This is a genomic window from Paenibacillus sp. sgz302190, from assembly GCF_059820445.1.
In genome coordinates this window covers 429,102-445,865 of record NZ_JBZYAO010000001.1, presented here as the reverse complement: position 1 = coordinate 445,865, position 16,764 = coordinate 429,102, and the positions used below count along the sequence as shown (strand labels likewise).

At 51.3% G+C, this 16,764-nt stretch carries 10 protein-coding genes; 2 read left to right on the top strand and 8 right to left on the bottom strand.

Annotated features, from left to right (window positions below):
• The first annotated feature begins 237 nt into the window (after positions 1-237).
• Positions 238-1,182: a helix-turn-helix domain-containing protein gene (locus AC6RNO_RS02010; protein ID WP_497104359.1), complete on the top strand. Its 945-nt coding sequence runs from the start codon at positions 238-240 to the stop codon at positions 1,180-1,182.
• A gap of 319 nt (positions 1,183-1,501) precedes the next feature.
• On the top strand, positions 1,502-2,302 hold the full coding sequence (locus tag AC6RNO_RS02005) for a helix-turn-helix domain-containing protein (RefSeq protein WP_488437109.1): 801 nt from the start codon (positions 1,502-1,504) through the stop codon (positions 2,300-2,302).
• Here AC6RNO_RS02005 and AC6RNO_RS02000 read toward each other — a convergent pair.
• The 8 genes from AC6RNO_RS02000 to AC6RNO_RS01965 all read right to left on the bottom strand — a co-directional run bounded on the left by AC6RNO_RS02000 (position 2,294) and on the right by AC6RNO_RS01965 (position 16,747).
• Positions 2,294-2,956: an HAD family hydrolase gene (locus AC6RNO_RS02000; RefSeq protein WP_474680978.1), complete on the bottom strand. Its 663-nt coding sequence runs from the start codon at positions 2,954-2,956 to the stop codon at positions 2,294-2,296. The two genes, AC6RNO_RS02005 and AC6RNO_RS02000, sit on opposite strands and share 9 nt — an antisense overlap.
• A 35-nt stretch (positions 2,957-2,991) precedes the next feature.
• Complete coding sequence (locus AC6RNO_RS01995) at positions 2,992-3,588, bottom strand: DUF1349 domain-containing protein (RefSeq protein ID WP_497104358.1); 597 nt, start codon at positions 3,586-3,588, stop codon at positions 2,992-2,994.
• 28 nt (positions 3,589-3,616) lie between these two features.
• Complete coding sequence (locus AC6RNO_RS01990) at positions 3,617-4,882, bottom strand: MFS transporter (protein WP_497104357.1); 1,266 nt, start codon at positions 4,880-4,882, stop codon at positions 3,617-3,619.
• Positions 4,883-4,892: 10 nt separating this feature from the next.
• Positions 4,893-5,924 carry an alcohol dehydrogenase catalytic domain-containing protein gene (locus AC6RNO_RS01985; protein ID WP_497104356.1) on the bottom strand — a complete coding sequence of 344 codons (1,032 nt, stop codon included), beginning with the start codon at positions 5,922-5,924 and terminating at the stop codon, positions 4,893-4,895.
• 16 nt (positions 5,925-5,940) lie between these two features.
• On the bottom strand, positions 5,941-7,203 hold the full coding sequence (locus tag AC6RNO_RS01980) for an aminotransferase class III-fold pyridoxal phosphate-dependent enzyme (protein WP_474680974.1): 1,263 nt from the start codon (positions 7,201-7,203) through the stop codon (positions 5,941-5,943).
• A gap of 18 nt (positions 7,204-7,221) precedes the next feature.
• The gene (locus AC6RNO_RS01975) at positions 7,222-8,382 is read right to left on the bottom strand and encodes a glycosyltransferase (RefSeq protein WP_497104355.1); all 1,161 of its coding nucleotides are present in this window, start codon (positions 8,380-8,382) and stop codon (positions 7,222-7,224) included.
• Positions 8,383-8,672: 290 nt separating this feature from the next.
• Positions 8,673-15,488, bottom strand: coding sequence for an amino acid adenylation domain-containing protein (locus AC6RNO_RS01970; RefSeq protein ID WP_497104354.1), 6,816 nt, complete (start codon positions 15,486-15,488; stop codon positions 8,673-8,675).
• Positions 15,485-16,747 carry a MupA/Atu3671 family FMN-dependent luciferase-like monooxygenase gene (locus tag AC6RNO_RS01965; protein WP_497104353.1) on the bottom strand — a complete coding sequence of 421 codons (1,263 nt, stop codon included), beginning with the start codon at positions 16,745-16,747 and terminating at the stop codon, positions 15,485-15,487. Before AC6RNO_RS01965 ends, AC6RNO_RS01970 begins: the two co-directional genes overlap by 4 nt.
• Positions 16,748-16,764: the final 17 nt, after the last annotated feature.

Here is a 16,764-nt window from a genome sequence, read left to right as displayed (position 1 = left end):
ATATAGCAGTGATCAGACTGATTGAGAACCCGCTCGGCGTCTTTCCTGACCCGGCTGCATGAATGAGATTTTCCGCTGTTTTTGCTATGAATCTCCCTCCATTTCCTAGGACTTGCGAGTAACTTATCATATACATAAATTTTTAAATATGGGTATTAATGACATCGTTGTGCTATAGTAAAAACATGAATAGAAGCAGATAGATTATACTAGTTTTAATGGTAAAGGGGGTTGCGTATGGGGGAATATCCTATTCTGGAGAGCCGCTACATCTTTAAATCGAATATCCCGATTCAAACATCCTGCGGTAGAGAAACACCATTTCTATTGCGGCATCAGCACGATTTTGTTGAAATTGCTTATGTAGCTGAAGGTGATGGAATTCACTATATTGAGAATGAAAAACTGTTGGTTACAAAAGGAGACCTTTTCTTTATCCCTCCCGGTATACAGCATGTCTTCCAACCGTGCGATTTAACAGGACGGCGTTCCTTGCGTATCTGGAATTGTATGTACAGGCCGGAAATCTTTATAGTCCCTTCCGAACTGGTTCAACATGAATGGAAGGAAGATTACACCTTACTCAACAACCTTCACAAAGGAGCAACCTGGCTGGCTTTCCGGGAAGTATCGGAGGAAATCGCATACTTTCTTCAAACTATGCATCGAGAGAAATACTCGCAAAATCCTTACGTTAGAATAAAGCTTTTTGCGTTGCTGCTCAATCTGTTATCCTCTTTGTCTTCCTCAACCAGCACTGTGGATTTCAATAAATCCAGTGAAGCGGATTACCCTATACACATTGCTGTGGAGTATATGGCTTCCCATTACAAAAGGCCCATATCAGTTAGCGAGATCAGTCATGCAGTTGCTATGAGTCCTCGACATTTCCAGCGCTTGTTCAAGATCGCCACAGGTCGTTCCTTTATCAAAATGCTTCAAGATATACGAATCGTCAATAGCATCTGGCTTCTTTTATTAACGGATCGTAGCGTTCAATCTATTGCAGAGGATGTGGGGATTTACGATATGAAGCACTTCTACCGTCTGTTCCAGGATCGCAATGGGATGACACCGGCGGCATTGCGGTTTCAGAACTATAACCAGTACTCTGTTACGGAATGGGGATCTGGCAACGACAAAGCATCCTTTCAATCCGTTTTGTCTATTTGGCGGCAATAGCCATAGACCGCTTGCGGTGAGCATGTTCCGCCCCACATCATCCCATATTGCTTTCAGTTCCATGATGACCTTCGCATTGACGTCCCCCCTAACAATACACCCTCCAATTCCGCATTTGAATAGAGCATACTCACATTCTATCAAGATGAAAGAGACGTATGTAATGGTAATCTGCGCCATTATTTCCGTTAAATCGTCGTTAATGGGCAAATCCAAATTACAGTGCGAAACAATCAATTGAAATATTACCATAGACAGGTAATAATTATCATCATATAGAGACCTTTCATTTGAAACTGAAAGGAGAGCAGTATTTGGAATGACCCACCTTCCTGTATACATCACCGGCAGCGGGAGAACAGGCGTGGTCGAACAGCTTTCGTCCATTAACGATAGATCGGATTATACTTTACTCCAATGCGAAAGCGGAGCCGGGCAGATTATCCTTTCCGATCGAACGATCCAGCTTGAGGAAGGCATGCTGCTGCTCTACCCGCCGCGGACTGCGCTGCGAATCGAAACATTGCGAAACTCCTGGCAGAGCAAATGGTTCTCATTCAATGGATTTGAATTATCCGGCATCATGAAAACGCTTCAGCTCGAAGAGGCATTCGTCTTGCCTTTACAAGACGGGATCATCAAGATTCTGTTTGATGAAATTATACTGAACCTGAATTCGCAATGGCAGGATCTGAAATTCGAGAACTCCGCGCTGCTGTACACGTTGCTGGTTAAAGTATGGAAGACCCGCTCTCTTCCTAAGCCCGAACGGCGGGGGAACAAGGAGAACAAGCTCGAAACCGCAGTTCTGCTGATGTATGACAGATATTCCGAGAATTTGCCGCTGTCTGAGCTGGCTGAGTATATTGAAACGAGCGAGCAGCATTTGAACAGACTGTTTCGCAAGAGGTATGGCATGACCGCCACCCATTTTCTGACCAGACTTCGCCTCCTGAAGGCCAAGGAGATCCTTGCCTCGAAAGCGAAAATGACCTGCAACGAAGTAGCTGCGGCAGTCGGCTTCAACAGTCCCAGTTATTTCGGCGCCATATTCAAAAAATATGAAGCATGCACCCCGCAGCAATACCGGGAGCGCATGCTTCAAATGAACTTATGCTGAATCCGGCCGCTTGCCGGACAGCGCGGTAAAATCAAACGACAACAGCGAATCGAGCCGCTGCTCGCAAGTGTCGAAGAGCAGTTCGCGCGTCACATCGTTCGGTACGATCATGCAACGAATTCCCGCCGCATTGGCGGCTTTCAGGCCATTCGGCGAATCCTCGAAGGCAATGGCTTCGGCAGCTGCCGCACCAAGCTTCGCCAGTGCCGTCACATACAGCTCGGGGTCGGGCTTTACGCGTGTGACGTCGTCTGAAGTGACGACCGCATCGAAAAATTGCAGCAGGCCGAACTCCTGCAAGTAGCCCTGCACCCATTTTCGCGTCGAGCTCGATGCGACGGCTGTTTTGAGCCCGCGCGCCTTCGCCTCGCGCAATATTTCAGTGACGCCCGGACGAAGCTGCGCATTTTGCATATGCACCGCGTATTTTTGTTCGGACCTTTGCTCGATCAGCCCGCGGTCGATCTGCCGCCCTGCATGAGTTTCAAGATAGTCGAACGGGTTGAACTCATCAAAGGAGGTTCCGACGTTTTTGCTCCACAATGTTAATGGGAGATCGAGCCCGTGCTCTTCGTAAATTTCTTTAAAGGCGTAGTACCAAGGCGTTTCGGTATCCAGCAGCAATCCGTCGAAGTCAAATATGGCCGCTTTCATGTCCAGTCCCTCCACTCAGCTTCATATCGGCACTTCTAAAAGCGGCTGTCCGCGTTAGGCGTCGTTACGTGCAAATAATCAAAATGGACCCGGCAGCCTGTTCCCTTCGGGGATTGCGCCACGACGCCCGCCACGATGTCGGAAGGCAAATTCATCCCGAAATACCGGATCAGCCTCCACTCCTCCCCGTCCGGCGAATAATGGAAAGAGATGCACGACCCCGCTTTCGTAATGCGCAAATAAGGGTTATCGACCGTAACACGCTCCGAATTGCAATCATCCGAGGAGCCGTCCCGCGTGACGACAGAAACAATCGTGGGATACTCGCCGTTGAATTCGAAGCAAAGCTTGGCCCAATTGGCATGATCCGCCATCAGCATTAAGCAGCCCGAATCATACATATGCCGCATGTCTACCTGAAGCCGCGTTGTCAGCTCGAATGACGATCCGACCGGGAAATGCAGATACGGCGCAGAGCTTACTACATGTTTGCCGGCCGGGTCCTGAAAGAAATCCGCCGTAGGCGGGGCTTCGACCATCAATCTCCCGTCTTCGGTGTACGCCCAATGCTCGGGCGGATTCATCCAGGTCAATGACTTCCTGGCCTCGGCATGAAACAGATTGTTGTTCATATTCATCTCCATTTAAGTTTGTATTTTATTACCTGTGTATGGATTCGTTTTCCATCTTGAATTTTCCTGCCGCCGTCTTAAAATGAGTCGATGACAAAAAGAAAGCGGTCACGAGCAGCAGTAGATACAAAACGAAAATACAAACAAATAACAGCGTCGGTTTGTAGTTATAGAGAAGCCCGGAAAAATAACCCCATGGTATGGCAATCAGCGACATGACCGTCTGTACGGCGGAGAACATGTCCGCCTTGTCGTGCGAACCGAGCCGATTCATCAGCAATGCGTCCCTGTAAGTTTGCAGCATGAAGGTTCCCGCAGCCAGAATCATGATGACGATGAACAGCATCGGCATACTGCCTGCAGGAATGAACAGAAACAGCAGAGAACCCGCCGTGCAGAGCACAATAGAAAACGAAAGATGGGATTCTTGAGAGCGTTCCTTCATTTTGGGGATCAGCACCGCATACAGGACAATAATCGTCAATGCCGTAATAAACGGTATGAGCGATATCGGCCGGTTGCCGAAACCAAGCTGTTCCTGCAGATAGATCACCTGAAAAAAGTTTAGCTGCAAAATAATGTTGGAAACGATCGTAATCACAACAATCGGGAACAGCCTCCGGCTGCGGAACGATTTGCCGAACAGATGCAAGCTGTCTTTCAGTCCGCCCCAGATGGACATTCGGCTGTGCGCCTCCATTAACGCCCTGCCCGCTTCCGTCTCGTGGGTCAGGCGGTTTCGCACGAAGAACAGGACGGTCATGCTGATGCCACCGGCGATATATACGATTCTGAGCGTCGGCATAATGCCGTAGCTGGCTATGATGGCGCCCGCAATCGGAGTCAGCACCCCGGCTGCGGTTATAATCATATTCATAATGCCAAACACGAGCGGACGCTGCTTCTCCTCCAAATCTTCAATGATGAGACAATTGAAGGAAACCGTAACGAACTTGGATGTGGCATTAAGCAAATAAGCGATCATAAACATCCAGAAATCGTTGGAAAAAGCCCAAATAAACATGGGAACGCTCCACGACAGCAAATCGAATACGAGCGTCGTGCGCTTCCTGCCCATCTTGTTGGTCACCGTTCCGGCCAGCAGTTGGAAGATGAAAGCGAAATACAAGTTGATGGAGTTAATGATGCCGATCTCGATCTCGTTTAAGCCCGCCCCCTTCATATAAAGGGGGGCGTAGAACAGCACAATCGTACCGGGAATCGCCCATAAAGGCTCCAGCCAGATCGAAACTCGCGGGTTATCGGGAAGCTGACGGAATTGGGAAAATTTCATAGATCCCTGCCTAGCACAGGAGAACGGTTTTGACCGAGCTCATGGGGCGAGGCTCTCCCGTATGCAGATCGTAACCGATCGTTTCATTAAATGCCTGCTCGTAATTGTCAAGCTTCTCTTTGGCCGTTACCATCCGTTCAAGCTCCGGCATACTCCGGGCAAACTGCAGGGCCATACTGATAATTTGATGATTGGCCACATTGCCGATCACATTGATGCCGTTATTAATGAAATCCGTCGGCTTGATCGCGACTTCATACCCGTCATCGTAACCCATAGGTATAATACGTCCCCCCTTGCCTATATATTCCAGCGCCATGTGCAGCTGATTGCCAACCGCATCCACGACAATATCGAATTTGCGGTTATTGTTCATGGCCAGCACCTTCTCGACGGTCAGTTCATCGGGAGCGAACACATGGTCCGCAATGGTACGCGCGAACCGGCGGCGGTATTCGTTCGGTTCCGTCCCTACTGTCAGACGCGCCAACCGCTTGCTGACAAGCTGGCAGAGCGAGCCGATCGCGCCCGAACCGAGCACCAGCACGGCGTCATCCGGCTTGATGCCGGCTTTGAGGAACGTATTGAGCACGCATCCGAGCGGTTCGATCAACATGGCCGTTTCCCAGCTCATGGAATCGGGAATTTTGTATGCATATTTTTCATCACCGACATAGTACTCCGCGAACGTGCCGTGAATCGTCATCCCTACCTGGTGATCCTCAAAATTTTCGCAATAGCAGTGCTGGCCTTGGCGGCAGTAGGAGCAAATGCCGCAGGATTGGGTCGGATCGACGAGGACCCGATCGCCGATACGCAGGCTGCGGACCCGGTCGCCGACTTCCACGACTGTGCCTACGCCTTCATGGCCGATAATCGTACCGGTATTGGCAAAAATTTTACCTTTTACAACGTTTAAGTCCGTGCCGCATATGCCGGAACCGAAAATTTTAATTTTTACTTGCGTAGGAGATTGAATGACGGGCTCGTCCATTTCCATCAATTTGACCTTCTTATGATCCGCATAAACGATCGCTTTCATTAGGATTAAACCTCCATTATAAGATAAGCTGACTTTCATTCTTGCTCCATGCATGAAGCGCTTCCACTGCCGACCGCTCAATATAGGAAAGCTCTTCTTCCGTGTGGCTGTCGGAAAAGATAAAATAGCCTTTCGTAAAGATGCCTGCTCCGGCAAGCGATTTGACCAGAAATTCGCGGAACGGATCGCGGTAAAAATCGTCCGAGCGTTTATGACGTATGCAAAAACTCGCGTAAGTTCCTTTCAATTCCAGCTGGTCTTCAAGCCCGGCTTCGATCAGACTCGTCCGCATGCGCCCCATCATCTGCACGGCACGTTCCCGCCAGCTCGGCCATACCGGAACCTGCTCCATTAATTGCTCGCACGCTATAGCCGCAGCCAATGCAATCGTCTCGCCGGCATGCGCCGTACTGAACTTGACTTGCGTGCTGAGATCGAGAAGTTCTCTACTGCCCAAAAGAGCGGAGAGCGGCAGTCCGTTCGCCATCCCTTTGGATATGCAGAGCAGATCGGGCCACACATCAAATTCCCCTGCGGTCGCCTGCTTGCCCATGCGAATGCCGGACGTCACCTCGTCGAAAATAACGATGATTCCGCGCGCCTTGCTAACCTGCACAATTTCCCGCAGCGGCTCCGGCTCCCATTCGTTAGGACAAAGGACGATGCAGGCCATGTCCTCCTCATACCCCTTCAATTGCTCGACGATTTGCGCCGAGCTGCAGCCGCCGGCCCACACGGTCGTGTCCTCGACGGAAGCCGGAATGCCGAGCTTCCCGGCCTGCCGATCGTAGTAGCCGTAGGCCGACCAATCATGCCAACCGTGATACGCAGTCGTCATCACTTTCGCCCGGCCTGTATGGGCTCTGGCGATGCGGGCGGCGCCGCTAACCGCGTCTGCGCCGTTTTTGCCGAACCGGAGCGCGTCGTATCGGCCGCCGAATCGCCGAAGAATGAGCTTCGCAGCCGTCAGCTCCAGGTCCGCCGCTGTAGAAAAGCTTGTCCCTTTGCTCAATTGGCGCATCACGGCAACGTTAATTTCCTGCCGGGCATGCCCCCACGAGGCTGTTCCCATCGCCATTTCGCAATCAAGCCATTCGTTGCCGTCTATATCGACGAACCGGGAGCCCTTTGCTTCGGCGCAGCATATCGCGGTATGGCCGGGAAACAGCCGCTGCGGCGTCTTGGCCAGCGTGCTGGTACCGCCTGGAATGATCGCCGATACCTCTTCAAGCCACTGCAGGCTCTTGTGAAACTTTGCATGCTTAACATGAGTTTCCATATGTTTCACCACCCGCTTCTAGCGAACTTTCGTTCCGGGCCAGCAGCTTTGATAGATCCGATCAACCGAGACTACGTTGCCGTACAAATCCACGATCAGGTCGTCTCCGCGATTGGCATGGCGCATTTCAATCCAGTACCTGTTTTCCAGCAGTCTCGTAAAATTGTCGACAAGATACATGAATTTTGCCGGGGAATGAACCAAATCCCTGCCCAGCACCTGCGGCAGCCAGATCGCTCCGTTAGAGTTGAACCGATTGGAATAGTCGTGAACTTCGGAAAGGGCGAACAGATTCGCTTCTCTCAGCTGTTCCCAGAACGTCTCGGCATCGCTGCGCACTTCAGCCAAATCGATGCCAACATAAGCAATATTTGATCTGGGGCCGACCGCTCCGAGAAAATGTTCTTTCAATTTGGCAAAGGTGTAGTCCCACAGATCGGTTTCAATGTGATTGCCCCATTTTTTCCAGAAACGGGCCAGGTTGTTTTTGCGGTTGAAATTGCGGTGAATGCCGCTGCTTCGCTCCCAATGATAGGCATGAACGGCCGGATTAATGACGGTGCTGTAGCCCGCTGCCCGCGCTCTCATTTGGTAGTCGAAATCCTCGTAGCCGTTGAAAAACTTCTCGTCCAGAAACCCGACTTTCTCATAGACTTCCCTTTTCATCGAAAACATCGCAAATACGACAAGCTGAACCGGGAAAGTTTCCCGCGGAATGTCCTCTATAGTGGCGTTCAAGAACAGGTGACGTCCGATCGTGTCGGCAAACGTGATCCCGCAATGTTGAATGCCGCCGGTTTGAGGATAAAGCAGCACACCGCCGGCCATTCCGATCGAAGGGCTGCTGTTCAACGTCTCCTCAAGCATGTCCTGCCAGCTGCGGTTCAAAATAATGTCCGAATCCAGAAAATGAATGTAGGAACCTTCAACGATCCTCAAAGCTTCATTGATCGAATAGGCGCATCCCTTCGGATGGTCATGGCGAATAATTTCAACCTTGACGGAAGTCGGCGCTTCGTTTTGCAGTTTTTCCAGATGCTGCTGGACATTTTGCCCGGAGCCGTCATTAATAAAAATAATTTGGGTTTCCGGAACAACGGTTCTCATCAAAGAATCGGTAAACAAGTTCAAAATGTTATAGTCCTGGTTAACGGGCACAACGACAGAATGCTTCATCATGAATTTCCTCCTTTATTTTGGGCGTACCGGAACTGATACCGACTGACAGCTGTCCGATGTGATGTTACTGCTTCGCGATCTTTCCACCTTCCTCTCAGCAATCCATCCAACTCTATCGACCTGAAGATGGTTACGAATAGGTCAGTTGGAATCTATTACCATTCTATTTTTTCGTCCCCACCTTGTAAATCTCAACATCTGAACCTTATCAAAATATGAACCTTTCGCTGGTTCCGGAAACAAAAAAGAAAGCCGCAGCTGATGCGCGGCTTTCGATGTGCGTTTGGATGCTAGAAATGGAAATCGATGGTCTGGCTCATATTCACGGCGTTGTCTGACAGATCAAACTCTTCCAGTTTGGAATGCGGATTTTCAACGAGCATGTGCAGCAGCGCTGTAAAGTCCTTCATCATGCGGTCAATCGTCGTTGGCTTATACAATTTCGCGTTGTACTCGAGGTGGCAGCACAGATATTCTTCTTTTTCAACCGCATACAGGCAAAGATCGCACACGGCGAGGTTATGCGCTGCAGAATGGATTTCATAGGAAAATGGCGGCTTCATTTGTTCATATTTCCGCCGCACAAACATGGCTTGTATAAGCGGAATGAGGCTTTCTTCGGAAATGACCCCAAGCTTTTCCGCAAGCACTTCAAAAGGGATGTCCTGATGCAAAGAAGCATTCAAATTCGACTCTTTTACCTCCTGCAAGTAGGCAAAAAACGGTTTGTGATCCTCCGGAAAATGGCGCAGCGCTCGTGTGTTTTCCCGATGAACCGCCGGCTTGCGGTCCGGGAACGACGGGGCTTCGACAGGCATGCCGACAATAATATCCGATTGTCCGCTATATTGAGACAGCAAGATCGTATAGGCAGCAAGAAGAACCGTGTGCATGGTGTTGCCGCTTTGTCCGGCCAAAATCCTGAGTCCCTCTGTCAATGAAGGCTCGATCATAAATTCGGCGGCATCCCTCCCCTTTTCTGCCAGAGGCGCGACGGACCGGGGATAACCCAGCGGCAGATCCAATACGGGCCACTCGCCGGCCAATCTATCCAACCAGAATTTCTCCTGCTTTCTCCAGGAGCTTCGATGCGGATGATGCAGATCATCGATGCGGATATGAGGATTTTCCGAAATTCGCTGCAAAATTTGAATGAAGGCATCGTTCAACGTTTCCACAGCTTCTTTACCATAAACCGCAGCATTGTAGTTATACTCCAGGGTCAATGAATGCGCAGGCGAAATGATCAGGACAAAGTCATATTTGACCTCTTCGCTAAAACGGGCGTTGTCGAAATTCCATTCACGCTGCTCGCCCTTCATCCCTTCCCATTGCGAAGCAGGGAAATTGATGAAATTGATGATATGAGTGATTAGCGGTTGATTCGGAACACATCTCGCTTGAATTTCGTAAAGCGGGTACGTTTCGAATTCGCCGGATGCCAGCGCGAGCTGCTGGGTACGCTTCATCGCATCGCTAAAGCGCTCGTCCCCATCGCAGGCGAAGCGTACGGGAATCGTATTGATAAACATGCCGAGCATGGAATCGATACCTTTGACTTCCGCCGATCTTCCGGATACGACGGAGCCGAATACGACATCCCGGCAAAAGTTATGATTTTGCAGCAGAACGCCCCAAGCGGTTTGGATCAATGAATGAACGGTGACTTGATGCTGCTTGGCTGTGTCGTGAAGCGAATCGCTCAGCTCTGTTTGCAGCGCGCAGACCAGGTTTTCGGCCTGATACTCTTTCGCGATTCCCGGCGGGTTCGCTTTCATCGGCATCGTCCGGGAATGGAACCCTTTCAAATAGTCGGTCCAATAATTCGCGGCCGCCTCAACGTCCTGTCGTTCCAGCCAGGCCATATATTCGCTGTAGGGCGCCGCAGGAGGCAAGGCCGGCTGCCGGCCGCTCGCCAGCTCGCGATAGCTGTCGAACACTTCGTTCGTCATCATGGGAAAACACCAGCCGTCCAAGACGATATGGTGGAAGCTCCAGATAAAGAGGTAAGCCTGGTCCTCCATTTGCAAAATTGCAACCCGCATGAACGAATCCCGGTAAAAGTTAAAATCCCGCGCTTTATCTTTTTGTCTGAACGCCTCCATATAAGCAATTTGCTCCACCCGGCTCCGATCCCGCAAATCCTCGTAGTGGAACTCGCAGGATTTCTTCTTGAATACGACTTGCAGATGCTCGTCCTTCCAACCTTTATACAGATTTGTCCGCAGAGCCTGATGCCGCTGCATAAGCAAATTCAAGCTCTTTTGAAAAAGTGGAACATCAAGGTCCTGAAGCAGATCAAAGGTAGCTTGTTGAAAATACGCCCGGGACTCGGGGACCAGCAGACATTGAAACAATATCCCTTTTTGCATGGAGGTCAGCCCGAAAACATGTTCAATCTCCCCGATGTCTGACGTGCTCGCTGCAAGCTGTTCCAGGTCTTCCAGCTCCATGCCCTTAACAAGTACATCGCTTGGCGTAAGCACTGTCCGCTTCTGAGCGATGCAATGGGCAATAATTTGCTGCAAGCTCGATTTGATCCGTTCGGCGAACAGCTCCATCGTGCTTCGGCGGTAAGCCTTGCCGTTAAAATCGACGGCAATCTTCAGCACATCGCCGGAGACAAAACAATGGATGCCGATCAGATGGTTCAGCTTCGCACTGCCACTTATGTTTTCGCCGCCGGATAGAGGCGATAGCTGCAACAGTTCGTTTTTTTCCAGCTCCATTTGGCCCGAATAGGAAAAGACGATTTCCGGATCGGTCTGAAAACGGCCTGCATCCGTCTGCGTTGCCTTTGCCAAATATCTGGAAAGCCCGTAACCGATTCCTTCATGCGGAATGTGGCGCCTGCTTTCTTTCACGTTAATGATTTGCCGGGATATCAGCATATCCGACCCGGTTTGCAGCAAATACGGATGCATACTTGTAAACCAGCCTACCGTAAGCGTAACATCCAGATCCGGTTGAACCGGTTTCCTGCCGTGGCTTTCCAGGCCGACGAGCACCTGCTTCATGCCTGTCCATTCGCCCATAGCCATACCGAGCGCGGCGAGCAGCAAATCCTGCATTTCCGAATTGTAAGCATGATGCGCCTGTTTCAGCAGCAGCTCGGTTTCCCGCTCCGGCAATGTCGCCGTCACCGTGCGGATTTCTGCAACCTTCATCCCGGTTTCTTCAGGTTGATCCTTTGGTAGCGCCTGCACTTCCGCTTGTTCGATTTGCCGCCAATAAGGCCATTCTTTTTCGATTGCGGGACTGTTGGCATATTGGGCCAATGCTTCGGTCCATCGGAGAAACGAATTTGTTTTGGCGGGCAGGCGGATAGGTGAATTTTTTGCCGCTTGTTCGTAGGCCATCGCAAAATGAGCCAAAAGAATGCGCCAAGACGTTCCATCTACCGCCAGATGATGAATGCATATGAACAGATGATCGCCATCCGGACAGCGGAATAAAGCTGATTTTATGAAAGGGCCGTCGGACAGATGGAAGCTTTTTTGGATTTCGCCGGCCTTCGCCTCAACCTCTGCCTGAAAGTTCTTGACCGAAGTGAAATCATAAATAATCAGATTCAGCAGCTCTTCCGTTTCTTTCATACTGCGATTATATAAAGACAATCCGTTCCCGGTGGGGCGCAGCACCAATCGCAAAGCGTCATGATGCTCGACAAGCTTGCTAAGCGTCTGCCGAAGCGCCGTTTCATGAAAGCCGTGCGGTTTGTATAGCACGACAGATTGATTGAAATGATGCGGCTCCGCCAGGCCAAGCTCCAAAAACCAGTGCTGGATGGGCGTCAGCCCGCATTCCCCTGTCACTTCCCCCTGCTCCGCCATGTGACTGGCCGTTTGAACGTACGGGCTTAATGAAGCGATAGTCGGGTTTTGAAACAGATCCTTCATCTCCACCTTGTATCCTGCATGGAAAAGCTTGGAGAACAGCTGAATGGCTTTGATGGAGTCTCCACCCAAATCAAAAAAGCTGTCGTAAATCCCGACCGTTCGGGCGGCGAGAACCTCTTGCCAGATGGAGACAAGCGCCTGCTCCAAAACCGTACGAGGACCGGCATACCGCGTCTCGGGACGGTGGCTGGCTTCCGGCGCCGGCAAAGCTTTGCGGTCGATTTTGCCGCTTGGACCCAGCGGCATCCGCTCCAACTGCATGAAGTGGGCCGGCACCATGTAGTTGGGCAGCGCCTGCGACAACGCGGTTCTCAGCTCGCTTGCGCTGATCTCCTTATCCGCCACGAAGTAGGCGCACAGCCGCTTTTGTCCCGCGGCGTCCTCGCAAGCCGTCACAGCCGCTTCCCGCACAGCGTCGACCTTCAAAAGCTGCGCCTCCACTTCGCCCAGCTCGATCCGGTACCCGCGAATTTTAACCTGGTGATCGAGCCGTCCCAGAAACTCGATACTGCCGTCCGGCAGCCATCGCGCCAGATCGCCCGTTCGGTACATTCGCTTGCCTGGCGCAAAGGGACAAAGAACGAACTTCTCGGCGGTTAGCTCAGGCCGGTTGAAATAGCCCCTGGCCACCCCTTCTCCCGAGATGCACAGTTCGCCGGGCACGCCGATCGGCTGCAATCGCAATGAACGGTCCAAGATCCATGTCTGCAAGCCGTCAAACGGTTTGCCGATCGGAACGGAAGCCGCTGTACCTTGTCCCGCTCCGGTAGTGTACCGTGTTGCATATACCGTCGTTTCGGTAGGCCCGTATATATTTTCCAATTTAACATTCCATGGCAGCTTGTGATGTTCGTCCGCCAATGCAGGAGGCAAAGCTTCACCGCAAGAGAAAATGTACTTTAACGCCCGGAATCTGGAACAATCGGTCATTTGCAGCACTTTCAAAACCGGACTATACATAGAAGGGACAAAGTTCACATGCGTGATGTTCTCCTCCTCAAGCACCTTGAGCAAAGAAACCGGGTCCTTCTCCTGACCTTGCGGCAAAATAACAAGCTTGCCGTTGCCAAAAAACCATCCGAACAGCTCCGACACCGAAACATCGAACGTATACGTCGTTTTGAAGAGGATAGCATCCTCCGCCAAAAGCGGGTATTCCCGCTCCATCCGGGTTAACAGGTGAACGACAGATCGGTGCTCGACTATAACGCCTTTCGGTTTCCCGGTCGATCCCGATGTGTAAATCAAATAAGCAACATCGTTCGGCGCAGCTGTCGGCTCCAGATCGGACGCTTCCTGATCGAACAATGCGGGATCGTTCAGATTGAACAACTGACCGTCAAAGGCGGCGCGATCCTGCAAACGCTCCTGGATCAGCAGCAGCTTCGCCCCGGAGTCTTCCAAAATAAAACGGATGCGCTCCTGCGGATACTCCGGATCGATCGGCACGTAAGCGCCGCCGGCTTTCAGAATGGCGTAAATGCCGATCACCATTTCCAGGGAGCGTTCCGCCATAACCGCTACCCTCTCCCCGGGGCCGGTCCCTCTGGCCCGAAGCGTTCGGGCAAGACGATTGGCTCGTTCGTTTAATTCCCGGTACGTCAGCTCGCCCCCTTCAAAGCGAATGGCCGTCCGATCGGGCATCCGTGCCGCTTGTTCCTCAAACTTGCGATGAAGGCAGGCGTTTGTCAAATCGCAAGGGTCGCTTGCCGCGTTCCACTCGACCGCGATTTGCCTGTACTCCTCATCGGTCAACATCGTCAACTCGGACAGCGTTTGATGGGGATTTTCCGCGATGCTGCCAAGCAATTGATACCAATGGCCGGCCATACGCTCCATCGTATCACGGCGAAAAAGTTCTGTCGGATATTCAAGAAAGCCGGTCAAGCCTTTCGCAGTTTCTGCAACTCCAATCGTAATATCGTACTTGGCGGTTCCTCCATCGATATCCTCTTGCTCCACCTCCATCCCCGCGATAGCGGATGTGCCGGTTTTTTCATTCGGCGTATCGACATACACGAAAACGGCTTGCACCAGCGGATTGCGGCTGGGGTCATGGGGAATGCGCAGCTCGTCAAGCAGCAATCCGACAGGCAGCTCCTGATGATTGAAAACTTCCTTCAGCGTTTCCCTCACCTGATGCAGCAATTCCATGACCGTCATGTCGTCGGACATGTTGGCGCGAAGCGTTCCCATGGTCAAAAAATAGCCCATCACTCTTTCCAGCTCGGGAAGATTGCGGTTCGCAATAGGGGTTCCGACCAAAAGATCGGACTGTCCCGTATAACGGTATAACAGGATGTAAAATGCGGTCAAAATGATCATAAAGTTGGTCGCCTGTTCTTGCTTGGCAATCGCCTTCAGACGATCGAACACTTCGTTTGGCGTGTGAATGAACACCCGCTCCCCCTGATAGTTCATGGCCGGAGGTCTCGGATAGTCCGTTTGAATGTCCAAAATGTACGAGCAGTCCTTCAGCTGTTCTTTCCAAAACTGCAGCAGCTTTTCTCTCTTCGTTCCTTGCAAATCTTTCCGCTGCCATTCCGCATAATCCGCATATTGAATCGGCGGTTCTGGAAGGCTGACGCGTTCTCCTCTCACATAAGCCGAATAATGAACAGCCATTTCTTCGAAAAATATCGAAAGCGTAATCAAATCGTTCACAATATGATGAACCGTCAATACCAGCTTTGCTTCCGTATCCGATAAGTAGAACAACTTAAAACGAACCAGCGGTCCTTCGTCCAGAACGAATACGCGCTGTACTTCTTCTCTCATCAGCTTTTGCACAACGGATTCTTTCAAATGCTCCGGCGTCTCCCGCAAGTCCACGATCGGCACCGTTAAACGCAGTTCAGGCATCACATATTGCAGCGGTTCCACGGGATCGAAAATAGTTCTCCACCCTTCGTGCCTGGCAAGAACCGCATTGATCGCTTCCACCAGCCATTCATAATGGATCGTTCCGGTTATTCGCCCTACTCCGTAAACGTTGTACGTATACGAATCCGGGTGGAGCCGGTTCATAAACCACAGCCGCTCCTGGTCGTACGACAACGGACTCGCCCCTGTATGATTTCTTCTCGGAATGGTAGAACCTATCATACTGTTCAGTATGGAATCCATCTGCCTCGCCTTCAGCTTCTTTTCGAGCAAAGCCCGCTGTTCAGGCGTTAACAAATGAATGCGATCCGTTAAGCTTTTCATCTCATCGGCTCCTTTGTTTGAACAAATGTTTGCCGCAGCTCGGTTAAATGCTGCATCGTCCTCATCACGATTTCCCGGCTAACGCCAAAGTCCATCAGACAGGCAATCTCCTGCACATCCATATCCCTGTAAATTCGCAAAAGATTCTCGCATTTTTCCTTCGTGCCAAGAAGCGCGCTGAAATGAAAATAAGATTCGAACGCTTGCTTGACGATGGCATCCAGATCCGCAGCAGTCATCGTATCGTACAATGCCGAGATGTTCTTTTGCTGCCGCAAAAACGTCTTCAAATATTCCTTTAACGGTTGTTCCACCAGCCGCCGCACTTCCTCGTTGCTTTCATCGAGGCAAGTATGCAGCATCACCGCCACTTTACGGGAGCCGGGATCGTATCCGTTCGCTGCAAGCATCTCACGGTATTTCGCAATTTTTTCCTCCAGCTCCCCAAAGTTGTTGCCCATAAATCCCGTTAAAATGTTAGCTCCTATTTCAGCCGCGTGCCGATAAGATTCCTCGCTTCCATTGGTGGCAATCCATATCGTCAGCTCCTTCTGAATCGGGCGAGGCAGGGTTCGAATTTCCCGGACGGTTCCGAACATGTCCGTAAACGGAGCGGCGTCTCCTCTCCACAAAGCTTGTACCGTTCGTATCGATCGGAACATTTCATCTTTACGCTGCTCGTAATAGTCGGGCGATTGTACGGGGGCAAGCAAAAAATCGGCCGGGTGCCAGCCGGATGCGAAGGAAACTGCTGCACGCCCGTTGGACAAATTGTCGACAACCGACCACTCCTCCGCAAATCTGATCGGATGATGCAGCGGAAGCACGACGCTTCCCGCCCTCAACTCGATCCGTTCGGTCACTGCTGCCAGAGCGGCGCTAAGAACGGACGGATTCGGGTACAATCCCCCGAAATCCTCGAAATGCCGCTCAGGCGTCCACACCGCCGGGAAGCCGTGCCGGTCCGCAAACTTGGCGCATTCCATCAGCATGCCGTATTTGTCCGGTTCTACCGTCGAGCCGTCGCCGGAGAAAAAGAAAATGCTGAAATCCATCGTTGCTCCTTCTCTGCGGCGCTTCGGCACAAAAGGAACCGCATGGTCTGCCGATTGCGATACCCAATCGCCTGCCTGATCGGCATTGGCATTGTCCGTTGCCAAAAACGTTTCAAGCTCTTTTCCCTGAATCTTCATCCGCTGTTCCAGCAGTTTTCGCTGCTGAGGGGTCAAGGCTTCCAGCCTTTGCCGCAGTTCGCTCATCCCGGATTTCTCCTCTC

Excerpts from the sequence above, each read along its gene's own strand:
- AC6RNO_RS01980 (WP_474680974.1), bottom strand. The coding sequence starts at position 7,203 with ATGGAAACTCATGTTAAGCATGCAAAGTTTCACAAGAGCCTGCAGTGG.
- AC6RNO_RS02000 (WP_474680978.1), bottom strand. The coding sequence starts at position 2,956 with ATGAAAGCGGCCATATTTGACTTCGACGGATTGCTGCTGGATACCGAA.
- AC6RNO_RS02005 (WP_488437109.1), top strand. The coding sequence starts at position 1,502 with ATGACCCACCTTCCTGTATACATCACCGGCAGCGGGAGAACAGGCGTG.
- AC6RNO_RS01995 (WP_497104358.1), bottom strand. The coding sequence starts at position 3,588 with ATGAACAACAATCTGTTTCATGCCGAGGCCAGGAAGTCATTGACCTGG.
- AC6RNO_RS01970 (WP_497104354.1), bottom strand. The coding sequence starts at position 15,488 with ATGAAAAGCTTAACGGATCGCATTCATTTGTTAACGCCTGAACAGCGG.
- AC6RNO_RS01965 (WP_497104353.1), bottom strand. The coding sequence starts at position 16,747 with ATGAGCGAACTGCGGCAAAGGCTGGAAGCCTTGACCCCTCAGCAGCGA.
- AC6RNO_RS02010 (WP_497104359.1), top strand. The coding sequence starts at position 238 with ATGGGGGAATATCCTATTCTGGAGAGCCGCTACATCTTTAAATCGAAT.
- AC6RNO_RS01975 (WP_497104355.1), bottom strand. The coding sequence starts at position 8,382 with ATGATGAAGCATTCTGTCGTTGTGCCCGTTAACCAGGACTATAACATT.
- AC6RNO_RS01990 (WP_497104357.1), bottom strand. The coding sequence starts at position 4,882 with ATGAAATTTTCCCAATTCCGTCAGCTTCCCGATAACCCGCGAGTTTCG.
- AC6RNO_RS01985 (WP_497104356.1), bottom strand. The coding sequence starts at position 5,924 with ATGAAAGCGATCGTTTATGCGGATCATAAGAAGGTCAAATTGATGGAA.